Annotated in this window: 25 protein-coding genes; 7 read left to right on the top strand and 18 right to left on the bottom strand. The window is 66.6% G+C overall.

Annotated features, from left to right (window positions below; all coding sequences use genetic code 11):
* Positions 1-37: 37 nt before the first annotated feature.
* From CV_RS01590 to CV_RS01575, 4 genes are read right to left on the bottom strand one after another with little or no spacing between them, the layout of a single operon-like run.
* Positions 38-928 (bottom strand): DMT family transporter, encoded by an 891-nt coding sequence (locus CV_RS01590; protein WP_011133891.1) that lies wholly within the window; start codon positions 926-928, stop codon positions 38-40.
* Positions 925-1,569: an alanyl-tRNA editing protein gene (locus CV_RS01585; protein WP_011133890.1), complete on the bottom strand. Its 645-nt coding sequence runs from the start codon at positions 1,567-1,569 to the stop codon at positions 925-927. The genes CV_RS01590 and CV_RS01585 overlap by 4 nt, the downstream gene beginning before the upstream one ends.
* Complete coding sequence (locus tag CV_RS01580) at positions 1,566-2,495, bottom strand: methyltransferase domain-containing protein (protein WP_043595263.1); 930 nt, start codon at positions 2,493-2,495, stop codon at positions 1,566-1,568. Before CV_RS01580 ends, CV_RS01585 begins: the two co-directional genes overlap by 4 nt.
* A 51-nt stretch (positions 2,496-2,546) precedes the next feature.
* A complete protein-coding gene (locus CV_RS01575; protein WP_011133888.1) occupies positions 2,547-2,984 on the bottom strand; it encodes a GNAT family N-acetyltransferase in 438 nt (145 codons plus the stop codon).
* Between the two features lie 196 nt (positions 2,985-3,180).
* On the opposite strand from CV_RS01575, the gene CV_RS01570 reads away from it, so the two are divergent.
* A complete protein-coding gene (locus CV_RS01570) occupies positions 3,181-3,468 on the top strand; it encodes a superinfection immunity protein (protein WP_043595260.1) in 288 nt (95 codons plus the stop codon).
* 58 nt (positions 3,469-3,526) lie between these two features.
* The gene (locus tag CV_RS01565; RefSeq protein WP_011133886.1) at positions 3,527-4,720 is read left to right on the top strand and encodes an aromatic amino acid transaminase; all 1,194 of its coding nucleotides are present in this window, start codon (positions 3,527-3,529) and stop codon (positions 4,718-4,720) included.
* A gap of 84 nt (positions 4,721-4,804) precedes the next feature.
* Here the strand turns inward: CV_RS01565 and CV_RS01560 are convergent, their stop codons facing one another.
* From CV_RS01560 to CV_RS01550, 3 genes are all read right to left on the bottom strand, one after another.
* Complete coding sequence (locus CV_RS01560) at positions 4,805-5,791, bottom strand: questin oxidase family protein (protein ID WP_011133885.1); 987 nt, start codon at positions 5,789-5,791, stop codon at positions 4,805-4,807.
* Positions 5,792-5,992: 201 nt separating this feature from the next.
* Complete coding sequence (locus tag CV_RS01555; protein ID WP_011133884.1) at positions 5,993-6,538, bottom strand: GNAT family N-acetyltransferase; 546 nt, start codon at positions 6,536-6,538, stop codon at positions 5,993-5,995.
* 75 nt (positions 6,539-6,613) lie between these two features.
* Positions 6,614-7,126 carry an REP-associated tyrosine transposase gene (locus tag CV_RS01550; RefSeq protein ID WP_011133883.1) on the bottom strand — a complete coding sequence of 171 codons (513 nt, stop codon included), beginning with the start codon at positions 7,124-7,126 and terminating at the stop codon, positions 6,614-6,616.
* Between the two features lie 793 nt (positions 7,127-7,919).
* Between CV_RS01550 and CV_RS01545 the strand changes: the two genes are divergently transcribed.
* Complete coding sequence (locus tag CV_RS01545; protein ID WP_080508894.1) at positions 7,920-8,777, top strand: formylglycine-generating enzyme family protein; 858 nt, start codon at positions 7,920-7,922, stop codon at positions 8,775-8,777.
* Between the two features lie 109 nt (positions 8,778-8,886).
* On the opposite strand, the gene hutH is transcribed toward CV_RS01545, so the two are convergent.
* The 6 genes from hutH to hutC all read right to left on the bottom strand — a co-directional run bounded on the left by hutH (position 8,887) and on the right by hutC (position 15,753).
* The gene (gene hutH / locus CV_RS01540) at positions 8,887-10,419 is read right to left on the bottom strand and encodes a histidine ammonia-lyase (protein WP_011133880.1); all 1,533 of its coding nucleotides are present in this window, start codon (positions 10,417-10,419) and stop codon (positions 8,887-8,889) included.
* A 44-nt stretch (positions 10,420-10,463) separates the two neighbouring features.
* Positions 10,464-10,850, bottom strand: coding sequence for a lipocalin-like domain-containing protein (locus CV_RS01535; RefSeq protein ID WP_218567046.1), 387 nt, complete (start codon positions 10,848-10,850; stop codon positions 10,464-10,466).
* Between the two features lie 60 nt (positions 10,851-10,910).
* Positions 10,911-12,581, bottom strand: a complete 1,671-nt coding sequence (hutU, locus tag CV_RS01530; protein WP_011133878.1) for a urocanate hydratase — start codon at positions 12,579-12,581, stop codon at positions 10,911-10,913.
* Between the two features lie 38 nt (positions 12,582-12,619).
* The gene (gene hutG, locus CV_RS01525; RefSeq protein WP_011133877.1) at positions 12,620-13,549 is read right to left on the bottom strand and encodes a formimidoylglutamase; all 930 of its coding nucleotides are present in this window, start codon (positions 13,547-13,549) and stop codon (positions 12,620-12,622) included.
* A 64-nt stretch (positions 13,550-13,613) separates the two neighbouring features.
* Complete coding sequence (hutI, locus tag CV_RS01520; RefSeq protein WP_011133876.1) at positions 13,614-14,855, bottom strand: imidazolonepropionase; 1,242 nt, start codon at positions 14,853-14,855, stop codon at positions 13,614-13,616.
* Between the two features lie 181 nt (positions 14,856-15,036).
* On the bottom strand, positions 15,037-15,753 hold the full coding sequence (hutC, locus tag CV_RS01515; RefSeq protein WP_043597085.1) for a histidine utilization repressor: 717 nt from the start codon (positions 15,751-15,753) through the stop codon (positions 15,037-15,039).
* Positions 15,754-15,841: 88 nt separating this feature from the next.
* On the opposite strand from hutC, the gene CV_RS01510 reads away from it, so the two are divergent.
* The 3 genes from CV_RS01510 to CV_RS01500 all read left to right on the top strand — a co-directional run bounded on the left by CV_RS01510 (position 15,842) and on the right by CV_RS01500 (position 17,825).
* Positions 15,842-16,282, top strand: coding sequence for a DUF962 domain-containing protein (locus tag CV_RS01510; RefSeq protein WP_011133874.1), 441 nt, complete (start codon positions 15,842-15,844; stop codon positions 16,280-16,282).
* A 62-nt stretch (positions 16,283-16,344) separates the two neighbouring features.
* Complete coding sequence (locus tag CV_RS01505; protein ID WP_011133873.1) at positions 16,345-17,196, top strand: D-hexose-6-phosphate mutarotase; 852 nt, start codon at positions 16,345-16,347, stop codon at positions 17,194-17,196.
* Positions 17,197-17,273: 77 nt separating this feature from the next.
* A complete protein-coding gene (locus tag CV_RS01500; protein ID WP_043595253.1) occupies positions 17,274-17,825 on the top strand; it encodes a hypothetical protein in 552 nt (183 codons plus the stop codon).
* Positions 17,826-17,867: 42 nt separating this feature from the next.
* Here CV_RS01500 and CV_RS01495 read toward each other — a convergent pair whose 3' ends face one another.
* A complete protein-coding gene (locus CV_RS01495; protein WP_139794202.1) occupies positions 17,868-18,200 on the bottom strand; it encodes a hypothetical protein in 333 nt (110 codons plus the stop codon).
* A gap of 52 nt (positions 18,201-18,252) precedes the next feature.
* Here CV_RS01495 and CV_RS22580 point away from each other — a divergent pair, with 52 nt between their 5' ends.
* Positions 18,253-18,585, top strand: coding sequence for a glutathione binding-like protein (locus tag CV_RS22580; RefSeq protein ID WP_080508893.1), 333 nt, complete (start codon positions 18,253-18,255; stop codon positions 18,583-18,585).
* 59 nt (positions 18,586-18,644) lie between these two features.
* Here the strand turns inward: CV_RS22580 and CV_RS01485 are convergent, their stop codons facing one another.
* The 4 genes from CV_RS01485 to CV_RS01470 all read right to left on the bottom strand — a co-directional run bounded on the left by CV_RS01485 (position 18,645) and on the right by CV_RS01470 (position 21,925).
* On the bottom strand, positions 18,645-20,519 hold the full coding sequence (locus CV_RS01485) for a M3 family metallopeptidase (protein WP_011133870.1): 1,875 nt from the start codon (positions 20,517-20,519) through the stop codon (positions 18,645-18,647).
* 249 nt (positions 20,520-20,768) lie between these two features.
* On the bottom strand, positions 20,769-21,266 hold the full coding sequence (locus tag CV_RS21955) for a GNAT family N-acetyltransferase (protein WP_011133869.1): 498 nt from the start codon (positions 21,264-21,266) through the stop codon (positions 20,769-20,771).
* The gene (locus CV_RS01475; RefSeq protein ID WP_011133868.1) at positions 21,260-21,445 is read right to left on the bottom strand and encodes a hypothetical protein; all 186 of its coding nucleotides are present in this window, start codon (positions 21,443-21,445) and stop codon (positions 21,260-21,262) included. Before CV_RS01475 ends, CV_RS21955 begins: the two co-directional genes overlap by 7 nt.
* 177 nt (positions 21,446-21,622) lie before the next feature.
* Positions 21,623-21,925 (bottom strand): hypothetical protein, encoded by a 303-nt coding sequence (locus tag CV_RS01470; RefSeq protein WP_011133867.1) that lies wholly within the window; start codon positions 21,923-21,925, stop codon positions 21,623-21,625.
* Positions 21,926-21,966: the final 41 nt, after the last annotated feature.

Here is a 21,966-nt window from a genome sequence, read left to right as displayed (position 1 = left end):
CACGTGAAACCGCGCCTCACGGCGCGGTTTTCGTTATTCAACGCAGCACCACCAGCGCGGTGCCGGCGCAGCTGACTGCGGCGCCCAGCCAGGCCAAGGGCGGCGGCGGACGCTTCAAAACCACCCAAAGCATGGGCAGAATCAGCACCGGACTCAGCGCCGACAAAATGCCCACCGTCGCGACATTCGCATGCTGCAAGGCCAGCATGATCAGCGTCATGCCCAGGCCCAGCGCCACCAGTCCGTTGAGCGCGGTCTGGCCCAGCATACGCGGCGTGTACCGGCCGCGGCTTTGCGCCAGTTTCCAGCCGCTGAGCCACAACAGATAGTGGGCGCCGCAGCTGACACCCATGCGCAGCGCCGACGCGGTCACCGGCTCCAGGCCGGCCGCCATCGCCGGCTTGGCGAAGAAAGTCCCCAACGCCTGGCACAACGCGGCGGCCAGGCCCAGCGCGACGCCGGCGGCCAGCTTGTCGTTGCGCTCCCACACGTGGGCGTCCACCTCGCGCCGGCCGAAGGCCACCGCCAGCAGCACGCCGCCGAACACCAGCAGGCTGCCCAGCAGCGCGCCCGCGCTCAAGCGCTCTGCCAGGAACAGCACGCCCAGCAGCACCGAGAACACCGAATGGGTGGCGAACAGCAAGCCGGTGCGGCGCGGCCCCAGCCGGTTCATGGATGCAAACATCACCGTGTCGCCCAGGAAAATGCCGGCCAGCCCCGACAGCAGCGCCGGCCACAGGCTGGCCGCGCTGATGGAATGCCAGCCGCCGGACAGCAGACTGACGCCGCCCAGCACCATGGTCAGCAGCGTCAGCCGCAGCCGGGTGAAGGCGAAGGGGCCGAAATGGCGGGAAGGCCCGGCGCCGAGCAATCCGCCCAGCGCCCAGCAGCCGGCGGCACCGACCGCGGCAAGGTCATACAGCATCATGGTTCCAGTAAATAGATTTCCACCCGTTCCTTGCCCTTGCCGATATTGCGGCGCTTGAGGGCGATCCGCCCCACCTCGCCGCTGCGCTTGAGGTGGGTGCCGCCGCAGGGCACGCGGGCGAAGCCGGGCAGCTCCCAGTAGCGGCGTCCGGCCGCCTCGTCGGAAAAGGCGCTGACGATGGGCAGATCGTCGTTTATCAGCCGCTGCGCGGCGGCGGCGATGTCGGCCAGCAAAGGCGTGATCGGCAGATCGAGCGCGAAGTCTATCCGCGCCTTGTCCTCGGCGATGTGGGCGCCGATCTTCTCCACGCCGTCCACCTGGCGGCAGATCACTTCCAGCACCAGCTCGGCGGCGAAATGCAGCCGCATCAGCCGGTAGCGGCGCGGCCAGTCTATCTCTACCATCGCCGCGTCGCCGGCTTGCAGGCCGTGACCGGCATCCAGCGTGTAGGCGATGTCCGCTCCCTGCCTCTCCGCCAGCCGCACCGGATGGCCGGCGATGCGGCCGCTGTCGCTCTCCTGGCCGCCGGAGAAGGCGTAGAAGATGGTTTCCGCCAGCCACATCCGCTCGCCGTCCACTCGGGAAATCCGGGTGGCGAGTTCTGTCTGGTAGGGGTCAGCCCAGAATCGTTTGATGGTCATAACGAGCGTGCCAGATAATCGATCAAACTGATCGGGTAGGAAAACGCCTGCCCGGTCAATTCGCGGTAACGCGCATGGTAGTTGGTGTTGGCAGGCTGCAGGATGAGTGCCTGGGACATCGCCTCCCGCGCCGCGGTGATGTCGAGCCGTTTTTCCTCGGCAATCGATAACAGCAGCCACACTTCGTGCAGGCGGAAATTCTGCGACAGCGCCTGCCTGGCCCGCCACTGCACCCGGTCCCAATCCTGGCCGTCGTTGAACGCGCCGACCAGATCATCCAACACCGCGGCCAATGCAGGCGGCGCCCCATCCTGGCGGCTGAGCACCAGCGTGTGGCCGTTCCCGATCTGGCCGTCGGTTTCTTCCAATGCCTCCAGCTGCCAGTGCCCCATCTCGTTCTGGTTGTACCAGTTCAACGCCGCCAGCAATACCTGCAAAGTGAAAACGTGGTAGTGGCCCCGCCAGGGCAACTCCGGAAATGAGAGCACCGTGTCCCGGCGCTCATAAGCGGCCACCAGATCATCCAGCTGCGTGATGGCACGGGTCTGGTCCGTCGCTTCGGCGTCGCGCTTGGGCACCACCATGAAATTGATGCCGCCGGGCTTGAGCACGCGCTCCCATTCCTGCCAGGCGGAAATCACGTCGGGAATATGTTCGAGAACGTGGGATGTGACGATGTAGTCGAGCGAGGCATCGCCGAAAGGAAGCGCCGCGGCATCGGCCACATGATCGACCCGGGCCGGCGCAATACCGTAACCGGCCTGCTCTTGCGAATAATGGCGAAAATCGTCCAGGTCGCGCGGATGGACAAAATCGATGCCATCGCTGGGCGCCACGTTGACGCAGTCTTGCGGGGAAAAATGGTTGTGCGAGGCACGTCCCAATTCTGCGCCAATACCTTTCAGATAGATCTGCGCCAGTCTCATCACGTGGATTTTCTTTTCATGACTAAAAGACACATATTCTATGCCCTCAAATCATTCTCGCGCCAAGCGCAAATACACATCCTGGTCCAGCCTCTCCATCATCCGCTCCGGACGGTTCAGCGCGGTGAAACCGTATTGCGCGTACAGGCCGTGGGCGTCGGCGGTGGCCAGCATCATCCGGCGCAGGCCGGCCAGATCCGGGTGCGCCATCGCCGCCGCCACCAGCCGCTTGCCCACGCCCTGCCCCTGCCAGCGCTCCAGCACGAACACATCGGCCAGGTAAGCGAAAGTGGCGCGGTCGGTGATGGCGCGGGCGAAGCCGATCAGCTGGCCGTCGTCGGCATAAGCGCCGAAGCACAGCGAATGATCCAGCGAGCGCTCGAATACCTCGCGCGGCAGCCCGCGCGCCCAGTAAGACTCGCCCGACAAGTATTGGTAAATCCGATCCCGATCCAGCCGCGCCGGATCGCTGTCTATCGCCACCGCCATCGCCGTTTCTCGCCTTGAGGAAAGTTTCAGCGTAAACAAACACCGCCCGCCGAACAAGCGTTTGGCATACAAACAACAAGAAAATGACGGATCGTCCTTGATTTATGGCATTTTCCACCTTTATCTCACGCATGCGGCCGTTGCCAGCCGCGGCAAAAACTCGCAGGATAAGGGTTTGCCCACGGTAAGACCCGTCATGCCCCTGCCCTTGCTGAGAAACCTGCTGTCCGCCCTGTTGCTGGCCGTGATCGCGCTGTGGTGCGCCGGTAGCTGGGGCGGGATGCCGCTGCTGACCGAAATCGCCATCTGGCTGGGCGACGCGTTGGTGATGGGCGGGGCCTACCTGCTGCCCACCATCACCGCCGCGCTGGTGAAGAGCCCGCGGCTGAAGCGGGTGGCGCTGGTCAACGTGCTGGGCGGCTGGCTGATCGTGCCATGGATCGCGGCGATGGCGCTGGCGCTGAAACGCGACGACCTGGCCTGATTTCAAGGCGACCCGCCGGACTACAGCGCGGGAGCCCGCAAACCAAGAGGAGAAGACTGTGTTCCAACATGTAGACGCCTACGCCGGCGATCCCATCCTGTCGCTGGTGGAAGCTTTCGGCAAAGACCCGCGCGAGCAGAAGGTCAACCTCAGCATCGGCCTGTATTACGACGAGGCAGGCCGCATCCCGCGGCTGAAGGCGGTGGAGCAGGCCGAGGCGCTGCTGGCCAGCCAGCCGCAGCCGCCGTGCACCTATCTGCCGATGGACGGCATGCCGGCTTACCGCAGCGCCATCCAGACGCTACTATTCGGCGCCGAGCATCCGGCGGTGAAAGACGGCCGCATCGCCACGCTGCAGACGCTGGGCGGCTCCGGCGCGCTGAAAGTGGGCGCCGACTTCCTCAAGCGCTATTTCCCGGCATCCGGCGTCTGGGTCAGCGACCCGACCTGGGACAACCACGTCGCCATCTTCGAAGGCGCGGGCCTGGCCGTGGAGCGCTACCCGTATTTCGACCCGGCCACCCGCGGCGTGGATTTCCCGGCCATGCTGGCCAAGCTGCAGACGCTGCCGGCCAAGAGCATCGTGCTGCTGCACCCGTGTTGCCACAACCCCACCGGCGCGGACCTCACCGACGCGCAGTGGGACCAGGTGGTGGAAGTGGCCAAGGCGCGCCAGCTGATTCCCTTCCTGGACATTGCCTACCAGGGCTTCGGCGCCGGTCTGGAGGAAGACGCCTACGCCATCCGCGCGATGGCAGACGCCGGCATCGCCTTCCTGGTCAGCAACTCCTTCTCCAAGATCTTCTCGTTGTACGGCGAACGCTGCGGCGGCCTGTCCGTGGTGTGCGAAACCGCCGCCGAGGCGGCGCTGGTGTCCGGCCAGCTCAAGGCCACCGTGCGCCGCAACTACTCCAGCCCGCCGACGCACGGCGCCAGGGTGATCGCCACCGTGCTGAACGATCCGGAGCTGAAGGCGCTGTGGGTGTCCGAGGTGAACGAGATGCGCGAGCGCATCCAGGCGATGCGCGGCGTGCTGGTGCAAGTGCTGAAGGAAGCGCTGCCCGAGCGCGACTTCGGCTACCTGGTGAACCAGCGCGGCATGTTCAGCTACACCGGCTTCAGCCAGGCGCAGGTGGACAAGCTGCGCGAGCAGTTCGCCGTCTACCTGGTGGGCAGCGGCCGCATGTGCGTGGCCGGCCTCAACGCCGCCAACGCGCCCTACGTGGCCCAGGCCTTCGCCCAGGTGCAGTAAGCGCGGCAGCGCCGGCCCGCATGGCGCGGGCCGGACGTTTCGGTACGGCGGGACCGTCGCGATGCGGCGGCCCGCCGTTTTCCATCAGGCCGCCACCCGTTCCGGCCAGCCGTGCACCGCGACCTCGGTAGCCAGCTCCAGCCAGGCGGCGTCGCCGTCCAGCTCCGCCAGGCGCATGCAACTGAGCGCCAGCTTGACGCTGTGGTCGTCCCGCTGCGCCCGCGCCAGACGGCGGATGTCGGCCAGCGGCGGCAAGGGATCCCGGCGCAGCGTCGGCAGCGCCGGGCAGCCGTGGTAAATGAACGCCCCCAACAACGCCATCTGCATCTGCAAGACCGCGCAATCCGGCACTTCGCTCCAGCCTTGCCCGCGCGCCAGGCTCAGGCTGGCCTCCCAGGCGGTGAGCAGATGCAGGGTATTGAACTTGCGCCTGGCCAGAAACAGCAGGCGGCACAGGCGGCGCTGCTCGCGCGCCCCGGCCAGCAAGCCGGGTGGCAGCCGCCACGGCAGCACAGACGCGGCCAGCGCGTGTTCGATATCGTCGGCGATCAACCTGCCCTCTTCGCCCGGCGGAATCGGCGCGCGGTGCCATTCGCGCAGCAGCTCCGGCAGGGTCAGCGGCACCGCGCTGCGGCCCGGCGACGGCAGCAGCCGCCAGTTAGCCAGCGCATAAGCCAGCGCGGCGTCGACCTCCGCCCCCATCCCGCCGCGCACCGCGTAGGCCAGACGGATCACGCCATGGAACGACGCAGAAGCCGGCGCCTCCAACACCAGTTGCAGGCGCTGAGGCCAGCACCGCTGCCAGCGCTCGCTCTCCCGTTCCCAAGCGAAGCGCCGCCGCCAGGCAGCCTCGCTGGACGGGTCTCCCAGCCAGCCGCCGATATCCGCGATATCGCGGCCGTCATCGACCAGCGCTTCCAGATGCGCGCACGACGCGGCCCGGCGGCGCAGCTCAGCCTCGTCCGCGCCCAGCTCGGCCAGGGCTTGCAGAGCCATGGGCACATGATTGGACAAGCCTTGCCGGTAACCGCCGGAATAGGCCAGCAATGGCGGCAACAACGCTTGCAACATCGGCATCCCCTTCGCGATTCATTCTTCCTCACTGTGCGCCGCGACACCTGGCAATTCCAATTGGATTTCAGGATAAGCGCGATAGCGGACCGCTATCCCTGAGGCATAGCCTGGCCTGGCAAGGCTTTGCGCCGCAAGCGCAACGCGCGCGGAGATAAAAAAACCGGCCCCGCGGGGCCGGTCATTTGCCTAATCAAACGCTTACCACACCTCGCCCGGCCGCCAGTCGGTTTCCAGCGACGCGCTGATGTCCAGCGCCGACGGCGTGTAGAACAGGCGGTAGATCATCACTTCCTCCTCCGGCGTTTCCACCAGGCTGCCGTTATCCTGGTAGGCCAGCGGCCCCAGCCACAGTTCCCAACCGCGGCGGGCATAGAAATCGGCTTCGGACGGCGACAGCGCGGCGATGTCGTAGTCGTCGCCGATCAAGGCCGGGATGGTGGACAGCATCGCGCTGCCATAGCCCTTGCCCTGGCGGTCCGGCAGCGTGGCCATCGCTTCCACGTAGGCGGAACGCAGCGGCGGCAAGCCTTCGGCGCGCAGCTCCCGCGGCAGCCAGGCGGCGTGGCTGACCAGCTCGCCTTCGTCGCTGACCATCAGGTGGGTGGCGTCGTCCAACATCTCCATGTAAGGCGAGAAGTCCTCCTCGTACGCCTGCGAGCATAGGCTCACGATGTGGTCGCGCTGCTGCGCGGTGAGATCGCGATTGGGAACGATCGCGAAGCTGAGCGTAGACATGTCGGTCATGGCGGGCTCCTATTCGTCTGTAAATAAAGAGGGCCAGAGGCACCAGCGGCTGAGACCCCGCGGGACAGCCAGGGTTCAGCCAACCTGGCCTTCCATCCAGTCCGGCGGATAACGGCCGCCGATGACATGACGGTGAAACGACGAGTACGGCCAATCGCGCACCCGCTCCGCCCAGCCATGCCGCACCGGACTGTAATGCAGGAAATCCAGATGGCGCGCCAGCTCCCGCGCATCGTCCAGCCGCCTCAGCTCGTAGCGCTGCTGCCAGAGCGCTTCCCGTTCGCGGCCCGGCCTCCCATCCGTGCGCAGATAATGCGCGCCCACCAACCGCGTCACCTTGCGCTTGATCTCGCGCCAGCGCGATCCGTGGTCGGCGTCGCCGGCCGGCAGCGTCCAGATCGCATGCATCCGGTCCGGCAACAGCACCCAGCCCTCGATCCGGAACGGCCTCGCCGATCGCACGGCGACAATGGCCCGCCGCAACGCGACGCGGACCATCTCGTCGATAAGCACCGCATGCTGGCGCGTGGTGGCCACGGTGAAGAAAAAGCACGCGCCGGCCACGACTCCGGGAGGGAGAGGGGACATCGCAGGCCCCTGGCAAAAGAATCCAGACTAGCGGAAACGGGGAGATCGGGGGACCGGCCGAAAGCCGGGGCGAGTGGCATGTCCATCGTCGCGACATGGGCCCTACGTGACTACAACCAGGCGGTTGCCGCTCACATACCCGCCTCTTTGAAAAAGCGAGTTCCGCCCAAAGGCGGGTCAGAGGGCTGCGCGGCCAGCCCCCTGACAACCCCAGGCCGCCCCTACCACGCGCGAAACCCCGCTCTAAAACAGCCCGGCCAGGCGCCGCCGAACTGGCGTCGCGCTACCGTCGCGCCGCTCAAGCAAGCGGCGGCTTAAAACCTGACCGGACGATTTTTGAGCAGCGCGCGCGGAAGGGGAAAGCAGGAGACTATCGATATACATCTCGTTTTGCAGGCAAGGCATGGATATATCGTTCCATCTCGCTAAATTGTTAGTTCTCGCGCCGTAGAACCGAACCGATGCCGCCCCTCTCCATCAGCGCAAGCCGGCTCCGCAACCCTTTCCAAGGTTTTAAACCGCCCCCCTGTCAGAGCGGGACGACGCTTGCGCCCCGCGAGTTGGGCAGCGCCTTGGAAAGGGTTTTGGAGACGGGGTTTCGCCGCGCTGCTGGGGCGGCCTGGGATCGCCAAGGGGCTGGCCGCACAGCCCCTGGCCCGCTCGCTGGGCGGAACCGACACCCAAGCCATCCGTCCGCGCAGCAGGTACATAACCATCCGCCACAGTACAAGGCCAATATTTTCCCAATCATGACACGCGCTAAAATGGGCGCACTCCATTCACGCAAGCCGCAATGAAGCCACATCTTCCCTCGGTACAAACCAAGCCAAGCCGCCATATCCGACTCGCCAGCCTGCTTGCCCTCGCCGGACTCAGCACCCCGGTCATGGCGGAAACGTTGCCCCGGATGGTCGACATCCCCGCGGGAGAATGGCAAACCGACGCCTGCCCGGGATGGAAAGAAGGACGCGTCTGCCCGCCAGAAAAATACCTGCGGCAAACCCTACAGATCGCGCCGTTTCAACTATCGGCTACCGCCGTCACCTTCGCGCAATGGGATGCCTGCGTCGATGATGGCGGCTGCCAGGAACCCGACACCGGCTGGGCATACCAAACCCGGCCGAACCAGCCGCCCTGCCAAGCCGGCAGCCCCTGCAACTACCCCTATGACGAAGGTTGGGGACGGGGCGATCGTCCGGTCATCCACGTCAGCTGGAACGACGCGCAGCGCTATGTCGACTGGCTCAGCCAGAAAACCGGGCAGCGCTATCGCCTGCCGACTTCGGAGGAGTGGGAATACGCGGCGGCGGCGGGTTCCCACGCCCGCTTCGCCTGGGGCACCAAGCTGGGGAAAAACCGCGGCAACTGCAACGGTTGCGGCAGCCGCTGGGATGGCAAAAAGACCGCGCCGGTCGCGTCGTTCGCGCCCAATCGCTTCGGCTTGTACGACATGGTCGGCAATGTCAGCGAATGGGTGTCCACCTGCGTGCCGATCCGTTCCAAACCGGGCGAGGACAACCAGACCTGCATGGCTTACCTATATCGGGGCGGCGCTTGGTCGTATGACGCCAAGTCGGTGGGCATCGACACCTACCATTCCATCGATGCGGATTTCCGCGCCAATTACATAGGTTTCCGCGTCGCACGCTAAGCATCCGGCGCGTGCCATGCAGACAAAAGGGCAAGCCATCCGGCCTGCCCTCGCGACTTACATTTGACGGTGCGTCGCCCTTTCGGGTGACGCACCCTACCCATCCACGTTACAGCGACGGCAATACCTCGCCATCCACCAGGCTATTGAAACGGCCGCTGGCCACCAGCGCCGCCGCCTTCTCGATGTCAGGCGCGAAATAGCGGTCCTTGTCGTAGAACGGCACCTGCTCGCGCAGCATGCCCTTGGCCGCCTCCAGCTTGTCGCTGGATTGGTGCGGCGCGCGGAAGTCTATGCCCTGGCAGGCCGCCAAGAGCTCCACCGCCAGGATGCCGGCGGTGTTGCCGGCCATGTCGCGCAAGCGGCGGCCGGCGAAAGTGGCCATGGACACGTGGTCTTCCTGGTTGGCGCTGGTGGGCAGGCTGTCCACCGAGGCCGGATGCGCCAGCGACTTGTTCTCGCTGGCCAGCGCGGCGGAGGTCACCTGAGCGATCATGAAGCCGGAATTGACGCCGCCGTTGTTGACCAGGAAGGGCGGCAGCTTGGACAGATTGCTGTCGATCAACAACGCCATCCGGCGCTCGGACAAGGATCCGATTTCGGCGATGGCCAGCGCCAGGTTGTCGGCGGCGAAGGCCACCGGCTCGGCGTGGAAGTTGCCGCCGGACAGGATGTCGTTGTCGCCGGCGAACACCAGCGGGTTGTCGGACACCGAGTTGGCCTCGACGCGCAGCACCTCTGCCGCCTGGCGGATCTGGGTCAGGCAGGCGCCCATCACTTGCGGCTGGCAGCGCAGGCTGTACGGATCCTGTACCTTGCCGCAGTTTTCATGCGATTGCTCGATCTGGCTGTGCGCCAGCAAATCGCGGTACAGCCGGGCGGCGTCGATCTGGCCCTGGTGGCCGCGCACTTCGTGGATGCGGGCGTCGAACGGGGTGCGGCTGCCCAGCGCGGCCTCCACCGACAGGCTGCCGGCCACGGTGGCGGAGACGTACAGGTCTTCGGCGGCGAACAGGCCTTCCAGCGCGAAGGCGGTGGATGCCTGGGTGCCGTTCAGCAAGGCCAGGCCTTCCTTAGGCGCCAGCGTGATCGGCTCCAGGCCGGCGGAGCGCATCGCCACCGAACCCGGCACGCGCACGCCGTCGACAAAGGCTTCGCCCTCGCCGATCAGCACCGCGCTCATATGCGACAGCGGCGCCAAATCGCCGGACGCGCCGACCGAGCCTTTTTGCGGAATCACAGGATAGATCTGGCGGTTGAACAGCGTGACCAGCGCCTCGATCACCTGGCGGCGGATGCCGGAGAAGCCGCGCGCCAGCGAGTTGATCTTCAGCGCCATCACCAGGCGCACGGTGCTGTCATCCATCGGCGCGCCGATGCCGGCGGCGTGCGACAGCACGATGGAGCGCTGCAGCAGTTCCAGCTCTTCCGGCGCGATCTTGGTGCTGGCCAGCAGGCCGAAGCCGGTGTTGATGCCGTAGACGGTGCGGCCTTCGGACAGCACCCGCGCCACGGTGGCGGCGGAGGCGTCGATGGCGGCGTGGCTGGACGGATCCAGTTGCAGTTGCAGGCCGGTTTCACGTGAAACGCGGCGCAGCTCGGCCAGCGTCAGCCGGCCCGGTACAATGTTGAGGATGCTCATGGCTTCTGTCTCTCTTGCTTCTCTATGTTCTGTTGTTGCGCGATCTAGCCCAGACGGGACCAGATCAGGGTGACACTTTCTTTCAGTCCTTGCCCGGACAGCTTCAAGCGCCCGTCAGGCAGCTTCTCCACTTCGCGGCGCATGGTCTGGCCGATCACCGCCGGCACGTTCGACTGCAAAGCGGTGTGGTAGACCACGCCCGCCTCCTCGCCCAGCCGCCAGCGGCCGGTGTAGAAGTTGGACACGCGCTGCGCGTCCTCCGGGCTGGGATTCGCCAGCGGCTGGCGGTTCTGCGCGACACTGACGTAGCCGCTGGCGGTGTAGATCAGCGTGCCGCTTTGCTCGCCCGGCCAATGGAAAGCTTCGCCGTTTTCACGGTGGACGATGAAGTCGTCCAGCTTCCATTCGCCGATCAGGTCTGATGCTTGCACTGCCAAATCTCCCATGATGCAGGCGGAACGCCCCGCTGGCGGGGCTTCCGCCCTACGTTTTTACTTCAGCATCGGCAGGTCCAGGCCCTGCTCTCTGGCGCAATTCACCGCGATGTCGTAGCCGGCGTCGGCATGGCGCATCACGCCGGTGCCCGGGTCGTTGCGCAGCACGCGGCCCAGACGCTCGGACGCGGCATCCGTCCCGTCGCAGACGATGACCACGCCGGAATGCTGGCTGAAGCCCATGCCCACGCCGCCGCCGTGGTGCAGCGAGACCCAGGTGGCGCCGCCGGCGGTGTTGAGCAAGGCGTTCAAGAGCGGCCAGTCGGACACGGCGTCGGAGCCGTCGCGCATGCTTTCGGTTTCGCGGTTGGGGCTGGCGACCGAGCCGGAGTCCAGGTGATCGCGGCCGATGACGATGGGCGCCTTCAGTTCGCCGTTCTTCACCATTTCGTTGAACGCCTGGCCCAGGCGGGCGCGGTCTTTCAGGCCCACCCAGCAGATGCGCGCCGGCAGGCCCTGGAAGGCGATGCGCTCCTTGGCCATGTCCAGCCAGTTATGCAGGTGCGGATCGTCCGGGATCAGCTCCTTCACCTTCTGGTCGGTCTTGTAGATGTCCTCCGGATCGCCGGACAGCGCCACCCAGCGGAAGGGACCGATGCCTTCGCAGAACAGCGGGCGCACATAGGCCGGGACGAAGCCGGGGAAGTCGAAAGCGTTCTCTACGCCCTCTTCCAGCGCCATCTGGCGGATGTTGTTGCCGTAATCCAGCGTGGCGGCGCCGCGCTGCTGCAGGGTCAGCATCGCGCGCACCTGCACCGCCATCGACTTTTTGGCGGCGGCGGTGATTTCGGCGGCGGCGGTCTTCTGCTTGTCGCGCCACTGAGCCACGGTCCAGCCTTGCGGCAGATAGCCGTGCACCGGGTCGTGGGCCGAGGTCTGGTCGGTGACCACGTCCGGGGTGATGCCGCGCGCCACCAGCTCGGCGAACACGTCGGCGGCGTTGCCGAGCAAGCCAACTGACACCGCTTTACCGGACTGCTTGGCGTCCTCGACGATGGCCAGCGCCTCGTCCAAGGTGGTGGCCTTGCGGTCGACGTAACGGGTTTTCAGACGGAAATCGATGCGGGTCTCGTCGCATTCGACGGCGATCATGGAGAATCCCGCCATGGTGGCGGCCAAGGGCTGCGCGCCGCCCATGCCGCCCAGGCCGCCGGTCAGGATCCAGCGGCCTTGCGGCTTGCCGCCGAAGTGCTGGTTGGCGACGGCGAAGAAGGTTTCGTACGTCCCCTGGACGATGCCTTGCGAGCCGATGTAGATCCAGGAGCCGGCCGTCATCTGGCCGTACATCATCAGGCCCTTCTTATCCAGCTCGTTGAAGTGTTCCCAGTTGGCCCAGTGCGGCACCAGGTTGGAGTTGGCGATCAGCACCCGCGGCGCGTTCTCGTGGGTCTTGAACACGCCGACCGGCTTGCCGGACTGCACCAGCAGCGTTTCATCGTCCTCCAGCCTCCGCAGCGTCTCCAGGATCTTGTCGTAGCATTCCCAATTGCGGGCGGCGCGGCCGATGCCACCGTACACCACCAGGCTTTGCGGGTGCTCGGCCACTTCGGCGTCCAGATTGTTCTGGATCATCCGGTAGGCGGCTTCGGTCAGCCAGCTTTTACATGTCAGCTGGTTGCCGCGCGGCGCGCGGATGTGGCGGGATGGGTCAAAACGCGGGTCGGTCATGGTTCTCTCTCCTCTGTTTTCCTTGAATCGCGCGAACTTCAACGGCGCAGGTGGCGGCTCAGGCTCCAGGCCAGCCGCGCCGCCGCCTTGGCGCCATGGCTGTCGATGTCGTAATCAGGATTGAATTCCACCAGGTCGGCGCCGGCGAGCTTGCCGCTCTTGGCGATGCGGCCAGCCAGCGCCTCCACCACGGCGATGTCGACGCCGTAGCCGGCCGGGGCCGACACCGCCGGCATCTGCGCTGCCGGCAACACGTCCAGGTCTATGGTCAGGTAGACGGCGTCGACGCTGTCGAGGAACTCGGCCAGCTGGCCGCGGATGTCGGCCAGCTGCCAGCCGTTCATGTCGGTGTCCAGCCGCCATTCGGCGCCCAAGCGCCGGGCGGTGTCGAACAGCGCCTGGGTGTTGGCGGTTTCGGCCACGCCCAGGCACAGGTAGCGGAACACGCGGCCATGGCGGGCGCAGTCGGCGGCGATCTGCGCGAACGGCGTGCCGCTGGTGGCCTCGCTGGCCTGGCGCAAATCGAAATGGGCGTCGAAATTGATCACGCCGATGCGTTTGTCCGGATGCGCGGCCGACAGGCCCAGCCAGTGGCCGTAGGCGGTCTCGTGGCCGCCGCCCAGCACCAGCGGCAGATGGCCGGCGGCGATGACCTGCGCCACGCGCTCGCCCAATCGTTGCTGCGCGGCGGCCAGATCGCCGTCGGCGCAGGCCACATCGCCGGCGTCGTACAGCGGCAAGGTCGGGTGGTAGGCCAGATTGGCCAGCGCCTTGCGCAGCGTCTTCGGGCCGCCGGCCGCGCCGACGCGGCCCTGGTTGCGGCGCACGCCCTCGTCGCAGGCGAAGCCGATGATGGCGATGCCGGGCGCGCCGTTTTCAGGCATGGCCTGCACCGCCTGATGCCAGCGCTTGGCCGCCTCGCCTTCGGCCGCGTCCACGCGGCCGGTCCAGATTTTCATGTCCACCATGAGCAAGCTTCCTTTGTCGCCGTCCCGGCCGGAAGCTCGCAGCGTCCGGCGGGCCGAACGGTAATCAGTCGATATGTTGAGCCGCGCCGCGGAACACCCGCTGCTTGAGCAGCGGCACGCCCACGCTGTAGGCCAGTTCGGCCGGATGGGCGATGTCCCAGACCAACAGGTCCGCCACGCAGCCGGCAGCCAGCCGGCCATGGGTGGCGCCCCGGCCCAATGCTTGCGCCGCGTGGCGGGTGACGCCGGCCAGCGCCTCTTCCGGCGTCAGGCCGAACAGCACGCAGGCCTGGTTCATCGCCAGCCGGATCGACGCGAACGGGCTGGTGCCGGGATTGAGATCGGTGGACACCGCCATCGGCACGCCGGCGGCGCGCAGCTTGTCCACCGGCGGTTTTTGCGTTTCGCGCAGGAAATAGAAGGCACCGGGCAGCAGCACCGCCACGGTGCCGGCGCGTTTCAGCGCTGCCACGCCGGCATCGTCCAGATATTCGATGTGGTCGGCCGACAGGCCACCAAATTCGGCCACCAGCTCGGCACCGTGGAGGTTGGATAGCTGCTCGACATGGCCCTTCACTTTCAAGCCATGCGCGCGCGCCGCCTCGAACACCCGGCGGGTCTGCGCCGGGGAAAAGCCCACGCTCTCGCAGAACGCGTCCACCGCCTCGGCCAAGCCCGCCCGCGCCGCCACCGGCAGGATGGATTCCACCACCAGGTCGACATAGCCGTCAGCGTCGCCGGCGTATTCCGGCGGCACCGCGTGCGCGGCCAGCAAGGTCGTCGCCACTTCCACCGGCAACGACGCCTGCAGCCGCCGCGCAGCGGCCAGTTGCTTCAATTCGTCAGCCAGGGTCAGGCCGTAGCCGGACTTGATTTCCACCGTGGTCACGCCTTCGGCCATCAAGGCCTTGAGCCTGGGCAGGCTGGCCAGCGCCAGCTCCTCCTCGTCCAGCCAGCGGGTGGCGCGGACGGTGGAGACGATGCCGCCGCCCTCGGCGGCGATCTGCTGGTAAGGCACACCGGTCAGCCGCTTTTCCCACTCCGCGGCGCGGCTGCCACCGTACACCAGATGGGTGTGGCAATCGACGAAGCCCGGCGTGACCCAGCGGCCCTGCAGATCGAACACCTCGCCGTCGAAGGCGGCGGCGTCCGCTTCGGCCTGCGGCAGCACCGCCTCGATGTGGCCGTCACGCAACAGCAGCGCATGGCCTTCCAGCGCGCCGTAGGGCGCGCCGTGGGCCGGGTCCATGGTGGCCAGCCTGGCGTTCAGCCACAGGCTGGGGCGGTGGGGATGGGGAACGTTCATGATCGTCCTGCCGGGTTATTTGTATATACAATTAATCGCCTGGCGTAGCGGTGTCAAGCTCTGGAGGAAATCTTTCCCCGCACTGTCTCATGCAAGGCACTGATGTTGCATGGCAATAAAAAAGGCCGCCTATCCGGCGGCCCTTTTCCATCGGCCATCTCAGGCCAATTGTATATACCGTTTACTTCTTCACGCGCGTCTGCGACCGCAGTTTGTAACGCAGTCCCGGATGGGTGAGCCGCGCGAAGCTGACCAGCTTCTTGTGCGACCAGGTGCGCCGCAGCACCAGCAGGCAGGGCTCGGCGGCGGCGATGCCCAGCAGCGTCTGCTCCGCCACGCCCGGCAGCACCGCTTCCACGCTATGCTCGATATCGGTGAGCGGACAGCTCTGCATCAGGTAATCGTTGGGCGTGCGCTCGGAGAAGTCCTGCCGCAGGTAGTCGGGCGCGAAGGCCGGGTTGACGTAGCGGTCCTCCAGCTGGATAGGCACATCGTCCTCGCAATGGACAATCAGCGAATGGTAGACGATGCCGCCGGCGCGCATGCTGAGCCGCAGCGCCACCTCCTCGCTGGCCGGAACGGCCTCCAGCAGGATCACCTGGGCGGTGTGGCGATGGCCGCGGGCCTCGATCTCGGCGGCGATGTTGTTGATGTCCAGCAGCGGCGACTCCGCCTTGCGCTCGGCCACATAGGTGCCGTCGCCGGCGAAGCGCAGCAGGATGCCGGCCTCGGCCAGATCGCGCACCGCCTTGTTGACCGTCATGCGGGACACGCCGAACTGCCGCGCCAGCTCCAGCTCCGGCGGAATCTTGCAGCCGGGCAGGAAATGGCGGTCGCGGATGCCGGACAGGATATAGTCCTTGATGCGCTGGTAACGGGGTTGGGCGGCGTCTGACACCTTGGCTCCAGTCTTGACGGGAATGAGCGATTGTAGCGCGAGCGGCCGCATCGCTGGCTGATCCAGCGCAGATAAAGGGAGGCGAACCATGATGACCCTGCCGCAATGGCTGGCGGCCTACGACGAAAGCCACCGCCATCCGTTCAACATCGCCATGCACAAGTTGTGCGTGCCGCTGATCGCGCTGTCGCTGCTGGGCATGCTGATCGTGCTGCCCGGCCCGCTGCCCTGGGCCTGGCTGGCGGCGCTGGCCGCCGTGGCCTGGTACTGGCGGCTGTCCAAGCCGGCGGCGCTGGTGATGGCCATGCTCGGCGGCATGGCGCTGCTGCTCTTGACCATCGCCCAGAGCCAGGGCCTGCCGCTGGGCCTCGTCTCGCTGCTGGTGTTCGCGCTGGCCTGGACCGGCCAGTTCGCCGGCCACGCGCGCGAAGGCAAAAAGCCCTCGTTCACCCAGGATCTGCAGTTCCTGCTGATCGGCCCGCTGTGGACGCTGCGCTCGCTGTGGCGGCGGCTGGGCTTGATCGAATGACGCGCTGAACCGCCCCGCCGCGCGCTATCATCGGCGTTTTCCCGATTCCGATGGAGCGCGCGATGTCCCTTCCCCAAGGCATGAGCCTCGCCACGCTGGCGCCCGGCGTCGACCAGATCCTGCTGGCCGGCGACCGCTTTTCCGCCCGCATCGCCCTGCTGGGCGGCCAGTTGATCGACTACCGCCGCGACGGGGAGCCGCCGCTGCTCTACCTATCGCCGCAAACCACCTACCAGCCCGGCAAGGCGATACGCGGCGGCGTGCCGGTATGCTGGCCGTGGTTCGGCCCGCACCCCTCCGATGCCGGCTTGCCGGCGCACGGCGTCGCGCGACAGCAAGTCTGGCGGCTGAGCGACGCCGGCCGCGACGGCGACGTGTTCCACGTGAAACTGGACGGACCCCGCCACGGCGGACTGGCCGCCGAGCTGGATTTCCGCATCGGCCCCGATGGCGTGGAAATCGCGCTGACCACCGCCAATCTTGGCGACGCCGCGCAAACCGTCGGCGCCGCGCTGCACAGCTATTTCGCGGTATCCGGCATCGACAAGGTCGATCTGCTGGGTCTGGAGAGCGCGCCGGCGCACGACAAGGTGGCGGACCAGCGCGTGAACCTGCCGGCCCTGCCCTTGCGCTTCGACGGCGAGACCGACCTGATCGCCTACCGCGGCGGCCTGGTCACGCTGCGCGACGCCGGCTGGCGGCGCGACATCCGGATCGAAAGCGCCGGCTCGCACAGCGCGGTGGTGTGGAACCCCGCTCAGGACAAGGCGCAAAGGCTGGCAGACCTGCCCGACGGCGACTGGCGGCGCTTCGTCTGCGTGGAAACCGCCAACGCCGGCGACGACGCCCGCGCGCTGGCGCCCGGCGCACGCCACCGGCTGGCTTGCAGGCTGCATTTCTCTTGTCACGACTAGGGGTTATAATCGACAGTTCGAGACGGCCGCCGCGACCCAGGTCCGGCGGCGCTTCCCTGGCTATCCGGACCTCAGCAATGGCACGACCCGACAAGATTTCCCGCTTTCTCCCGCTCACCTTCGCCAACGGCAACAGCGTGCGCCGCTTCGGCAAGCACTGCCCGCAGTGCCGCGCGATGGTCGGCGCCGAGCACATGGAAGGCCTGGCCAGCCTGATGCAGGGCAAGATCTACCTGTCCGCCGAAGCCTGTTGCCCGCAGTGCGAGCAGCGCTTCCCGGTGGCCTGCGTGATCACCGACGACAAGCGCGTGCACCGCGTGCTGCTGCCCTTGTGGATCTTCCGCCTGTGGATGAAAACCGCCACCCGCCACGATCCGCAGCCGGTCGACAACGACAGCTGGGAGCTGGAGCAGGCCGACAGCGAACCCAAGGGCCTGATGTTGCCGGCCGACGCCGACGTGGTCCGCTCCGAGGAAATCCTGGGCCGCTTCCAGGGCGAGCCGATCTGCGCCTGGATCGAGTACCAGGGACAGCGCTTCGTGTTCGACCGCGCGGCGCCGGGCAGCAACTTGGCGCTGACGCCCAGCGAGCTGCTGCTGGAAGGCCGGTTGATCTATCGCCAGCAGTGAAGCCGGCGCCTCGTCGCCGCCGGAAACAACTTTGAACCGGCGCTAAAGCTTGTCTTTGCCATTCGCGGTCCGGCTCACACCGGTAGCCGGCGGCGGATTCGCTTTCTTCGGCTCAACGGCGCCGCAAGCCTGCGCCAGCCTGTCCAAGGCCTCCAGCATCTCCGCCATCGCACGGTACGAATCGACGGAACCCGCCGCGCCGCCGCTGGTCTGGCGCTTTTTGGCATCGGCCCGCCATTTGCGGGTAATCAGATCGAGCATCTGCCGCTGCGCCTGCAGAATCTCCAATACCTGCTCGTCCGACAAGGCGCCCTCTCCCTGCAACATCGCCTTGTACGCTCGCACACTCCTCACTTCGCTTGCGATCTTGCTCACTCTTCCTCCTACACAAATTTGATGCCGAAACAGGCGTTCCAGCAATCCAGACATCAATCATCCGTTCCGGCCCTGGCCGCCAACCAATCCCGCAGCGCCGCCGTTCCGTTCCGACCTGCCGGAAGCCGCGCGGCAAATATTCCGCGACAAGCTGTTCCGGCGGCCGGACTTGCTGGAAAATAAACTGAAGACGGAGAACTACCTGCTGGGCGAGCGCTTCGGCGTCGCCGACGCCTATTTGTATGCGGAGCAGGGCTGGCTGCCGCGCTTCGACATCCTCCTCGCGCCTTGGCCGGCGCTGCATGCCTACTTCCAGCACATTGACGCCCGCCCGGCGGTGCAGGCCGCGTATCAGGCGGAAGACGCCGCCGCTCCCGTCCTCTGAAACGGCAGCGCATGAAAAACGGCCGGGAAAACCTGCCCGTTTCGCGTGGTCAGCGGAACTCAGTGCACGCTGGCCGGGTAATGGCCGGCCACCCAGCTCTCGAAGCGGTCGAACATCGCTGCGTCGCCGGCAGCGTTGTCGGCGATCAGCTCCGCGCCATGCACCAGGCGGATGTGCGCGTCCAGCGCATCCGGGTACTGCGCCGGATAGTCGCGGGCGCCGGATTCCGCGATCAGCCTCTGCGCGTCGGCCCAGGCCTCGTCCACGCTCTGGTTGCAGTTGTCGGCCAGGTAGCGCGCGTTGAACGGCTCGCCGGTCAGGCTCAGCAGCGTGGCGTTGTGGTTGATGCTGTTGCCCGGGCCCCAGTAGTGCTCGGCCAGCAGCGGGCCGATGGCCGGGTTGTCGGTCAGGTAGCCGAACTTGCCGATGAAGTAGGCGCGGGTCTGGTACACCGCCATATTCGCCAGCAGGTAGCCGTGGTAGGCGGCGGCCGATTCCTGGTTCAACAGGTGCGGAATGGCCAGCAGCGGGCGCGGGCTGACTTCAATGCCCAGGATGCGCTTCTCGCTGTCGCGCGCCAGCTGCAGCACGCGCTCGGCGGTCAACTCGCGCTCCGGCAGCGCGTACAAGGCGCGCTCGAAATAGGCGACCACGGCGATCGAGCGTTCGGCGTAGGCGGCGAAAGGCTGCGTCGCCGCGATGCGGGCGCGGATCAGCTCGTCCGGAATGACCTCGCCCTTGCCGTTGCGGGCGTAGCGCTTCAGCCAGTCCGCGTCGTCCAGCAGGCTGTCGCAGAACATGCTCTGGGTTTCGGCGTAGGCCATCGACGTGGGCGCGAATTCCTGCGAGAAGCACGGCGCATTCTGCGTGACGTTGGCGAAGTGCGCGGCGTGGCCGCCTTCGTGGAACAGGGTGTTGATCGCGCGCGCGCCGCTGCCCACCTGGTCCGGCTTGGCGTCGGCGGTGAAGTTGATCTGGCCGGCGACCCAGGTTTCGCCGTCGAAGAAGGATGGGATCGGGCCGTGGCAGAAACCGTTCTGGTACTTGCCCTGGCGTTCGATCAGGTCCAGCTGCATCGTCGCGCCGCGATACTGGATGCCCAGGCGGCGGAAGCTCAGCACCCAACGCTCGACCGCCTTGGCGAACGGCAGGTAGGGATCCATCTGGCGGGTGACGTCGCCGCTCATGTGGAAGCGCAGATTGTGCGCCTGCAACGCGCCGTCGCCGTGCTTGGCCTGCAACTGGTCCAGCGCGCGCTGGTTGGCGTCGCGGGTGCGGGCCTCGAAATCGTCCAGGATCGCGAACAGCTGATCCGGCGTCATCTGCTCGTTCTTCTTCACCTTGTATTCGAAGTAGTCGGCGTAGCCCAGGCTGCGGGCGAACTGGTTGCGCTTGTCGACGATGGCGAGGAAGCCGTTGTCCAGCACCCAGCGTTCCAGCCCCATCAGCGCGTCGTGCGAGCTCTTGCGCGCCGGCTCGTCGCGGTTGGTGCCCATATTGGTGGACAGCCCGCTCAGCGTCGCCTCCTCCAGCTCGCCGTTTTCGTTGATGTGGCGCATCTTGTAGCCGCGGCGCTTGGAAAACAGCTCGGACTCCAGCTCCACCAGCTCGGTCATCAGCTTGCGCGCCGCGTCGCTTTCGATGATGTTGCTGTCGAACAGCGCCCGCCAGCCCTTGAAGCCGTGCAGCAGCGCATCGCGCTCGGCGCCGGCCGGCAGCGCCTCCAGCTTGGCGATGGCGGCCTTGGTCTGCGCCAGCCGCTCCGGGCTGGAAATGAAATCCTTGAACGCGGCCTCGGCGCGGGCGAAGCCGGCGTCGTCGTCGGACACCGCCATATAGGTGTCCCAGAACAGGTCTTCCTTGGCCTTGTGTATGGCCAGGTAATCGCGGTTGAGCGCGTCGAACTCGCCGCGCAGCGCTGCCAGTGCGGTCATTCCCTTTTCTCCTTGGATGGTTTGGCCGCTCGATCGGCGGCTAGGCGCGGCCGCTGGAAACGACAACGGCATGCATGAGCAAGTTTCATTTCAGACTATCTTCAAGGTCAAGCAAATACTGAAGATTTCCATTAAAAAGCATGAAACTTGCGCATGCATTAGCCACGACGCCGCCGATGGACACTCCGCCCGCCGCGCGCAGGAAGCCGCCCGCCGCCTCGATCGAATGGCCCTGACGCCCCGACGGTCTCAGGCGGAGAGCAGCAGATCCAGCCGGCGGCCGTCACGCAGCGGCTGCATGCCGAAGCCCAGCCTCTGCGCCAGCAGCAGCATCGCCACGTTGCCGGGCGCGCAATGCGCGTGGAAACGCCGGCATGCCAGCCGCTCGCGGCCGAAGGCCAGCATCAGCCGGGCGGTCTCCTCCGCGTAGCCTTGCCGCCAGGCGGTCTCGGCCAGCTCGATGCCGAATTCGGCCTCGCCGCCGCCCGCGCCGCGCAAGCCGACCGAGCCGATCAGCGCGCCGTCGCCGCAACGCTCGATGGCCAGTTGCCAGTCGACGCGCGGCGTCTGCCTCCGCTGCGCCAGGAAGCCTTCCAGCAAGCGCGCGCTGAACGCCGCGCTCATCTGCTCCGGCTCGTAGTGGCGGCCGAAAGCCGCGCCCCGGCGCATCGCCAGATAGGCGTCGAAATCGGATTCTCTGAAATCCCGCAGCTTCAGCCTGCCGTCGCGCTCGGCCAATATCAGCATGAGCAGACCTCCAGCCGGCGCTGGTCGACGCGCAGTTCCAGCCGCGATCTGCGCAGATGGTCTTCTTCGGCCAGCAGCTGCCGCGGCGGCGCTTCAGTGGAAAGAATGGATGGGGAAACGGGCTCATCGCCGAGCATGTCGCGCAGCAGATGGCGCGACAGGATAAAGATCGATGCCATGATGGCGGTACCTGTAAAGAACGATTAAAGAGCGAGGAGACGATCGCGCCGGGCGGCGCGGCGACTCCGATACATTCCCGCGAGCATTGCGTTTCAGGATGCGTGAAGCGGCGGGAGCGCGCAGTCTGCTCCCGCCGCTGGCCATTCGTCAAGCATAAGACGGCAAAGGCCGCCGGCTCACCACCGCCGGCGCGTCTGGCTGGCTGGCGCGTGGGCCGCCCGCCAGCGGCCGAATCCCGTGCGCAGCGCGGCATCCATCAGCCCCAGCTGCAGGCCGACCATCACCGCGTACAGCAACATGCCCCAGCCCAGCGGCATCCACGGCACCGCCCAGTCGCTCAGATGCGGATACAACAGCCAGGCCAGCAGCAAGCCGGCCACCAGCGTCAGTTCCACCGCGCGCCAAGAGCGGGTGCGCAGCGCCAGCCTGGCGCCGATGTCGGTCAGAAAGAAAACCAGGCAGAGCAGATAGAGTTCCATGATGAATTCCCCGCGACAGTGACAGCGGTGCCGCGGGATGG

The sequence above is a fragment of the Chromobacterium violaceum ATCC 12472 genome (assembly GCF_000007705.1).
Taxonomy (GTDB): domain Bacteria; phylum Pseudomonadota; class Gammaproteobacteria; order Burkholderiales; family Chromobacteriaceae; genus Chromobacterium; species Chromobacterium violaceum.
The sequence above is the reverse complement of the archived record's forward strand: the minus strand, read 5'-3'. Positions and strand labels throughout refer to the sequence as shown.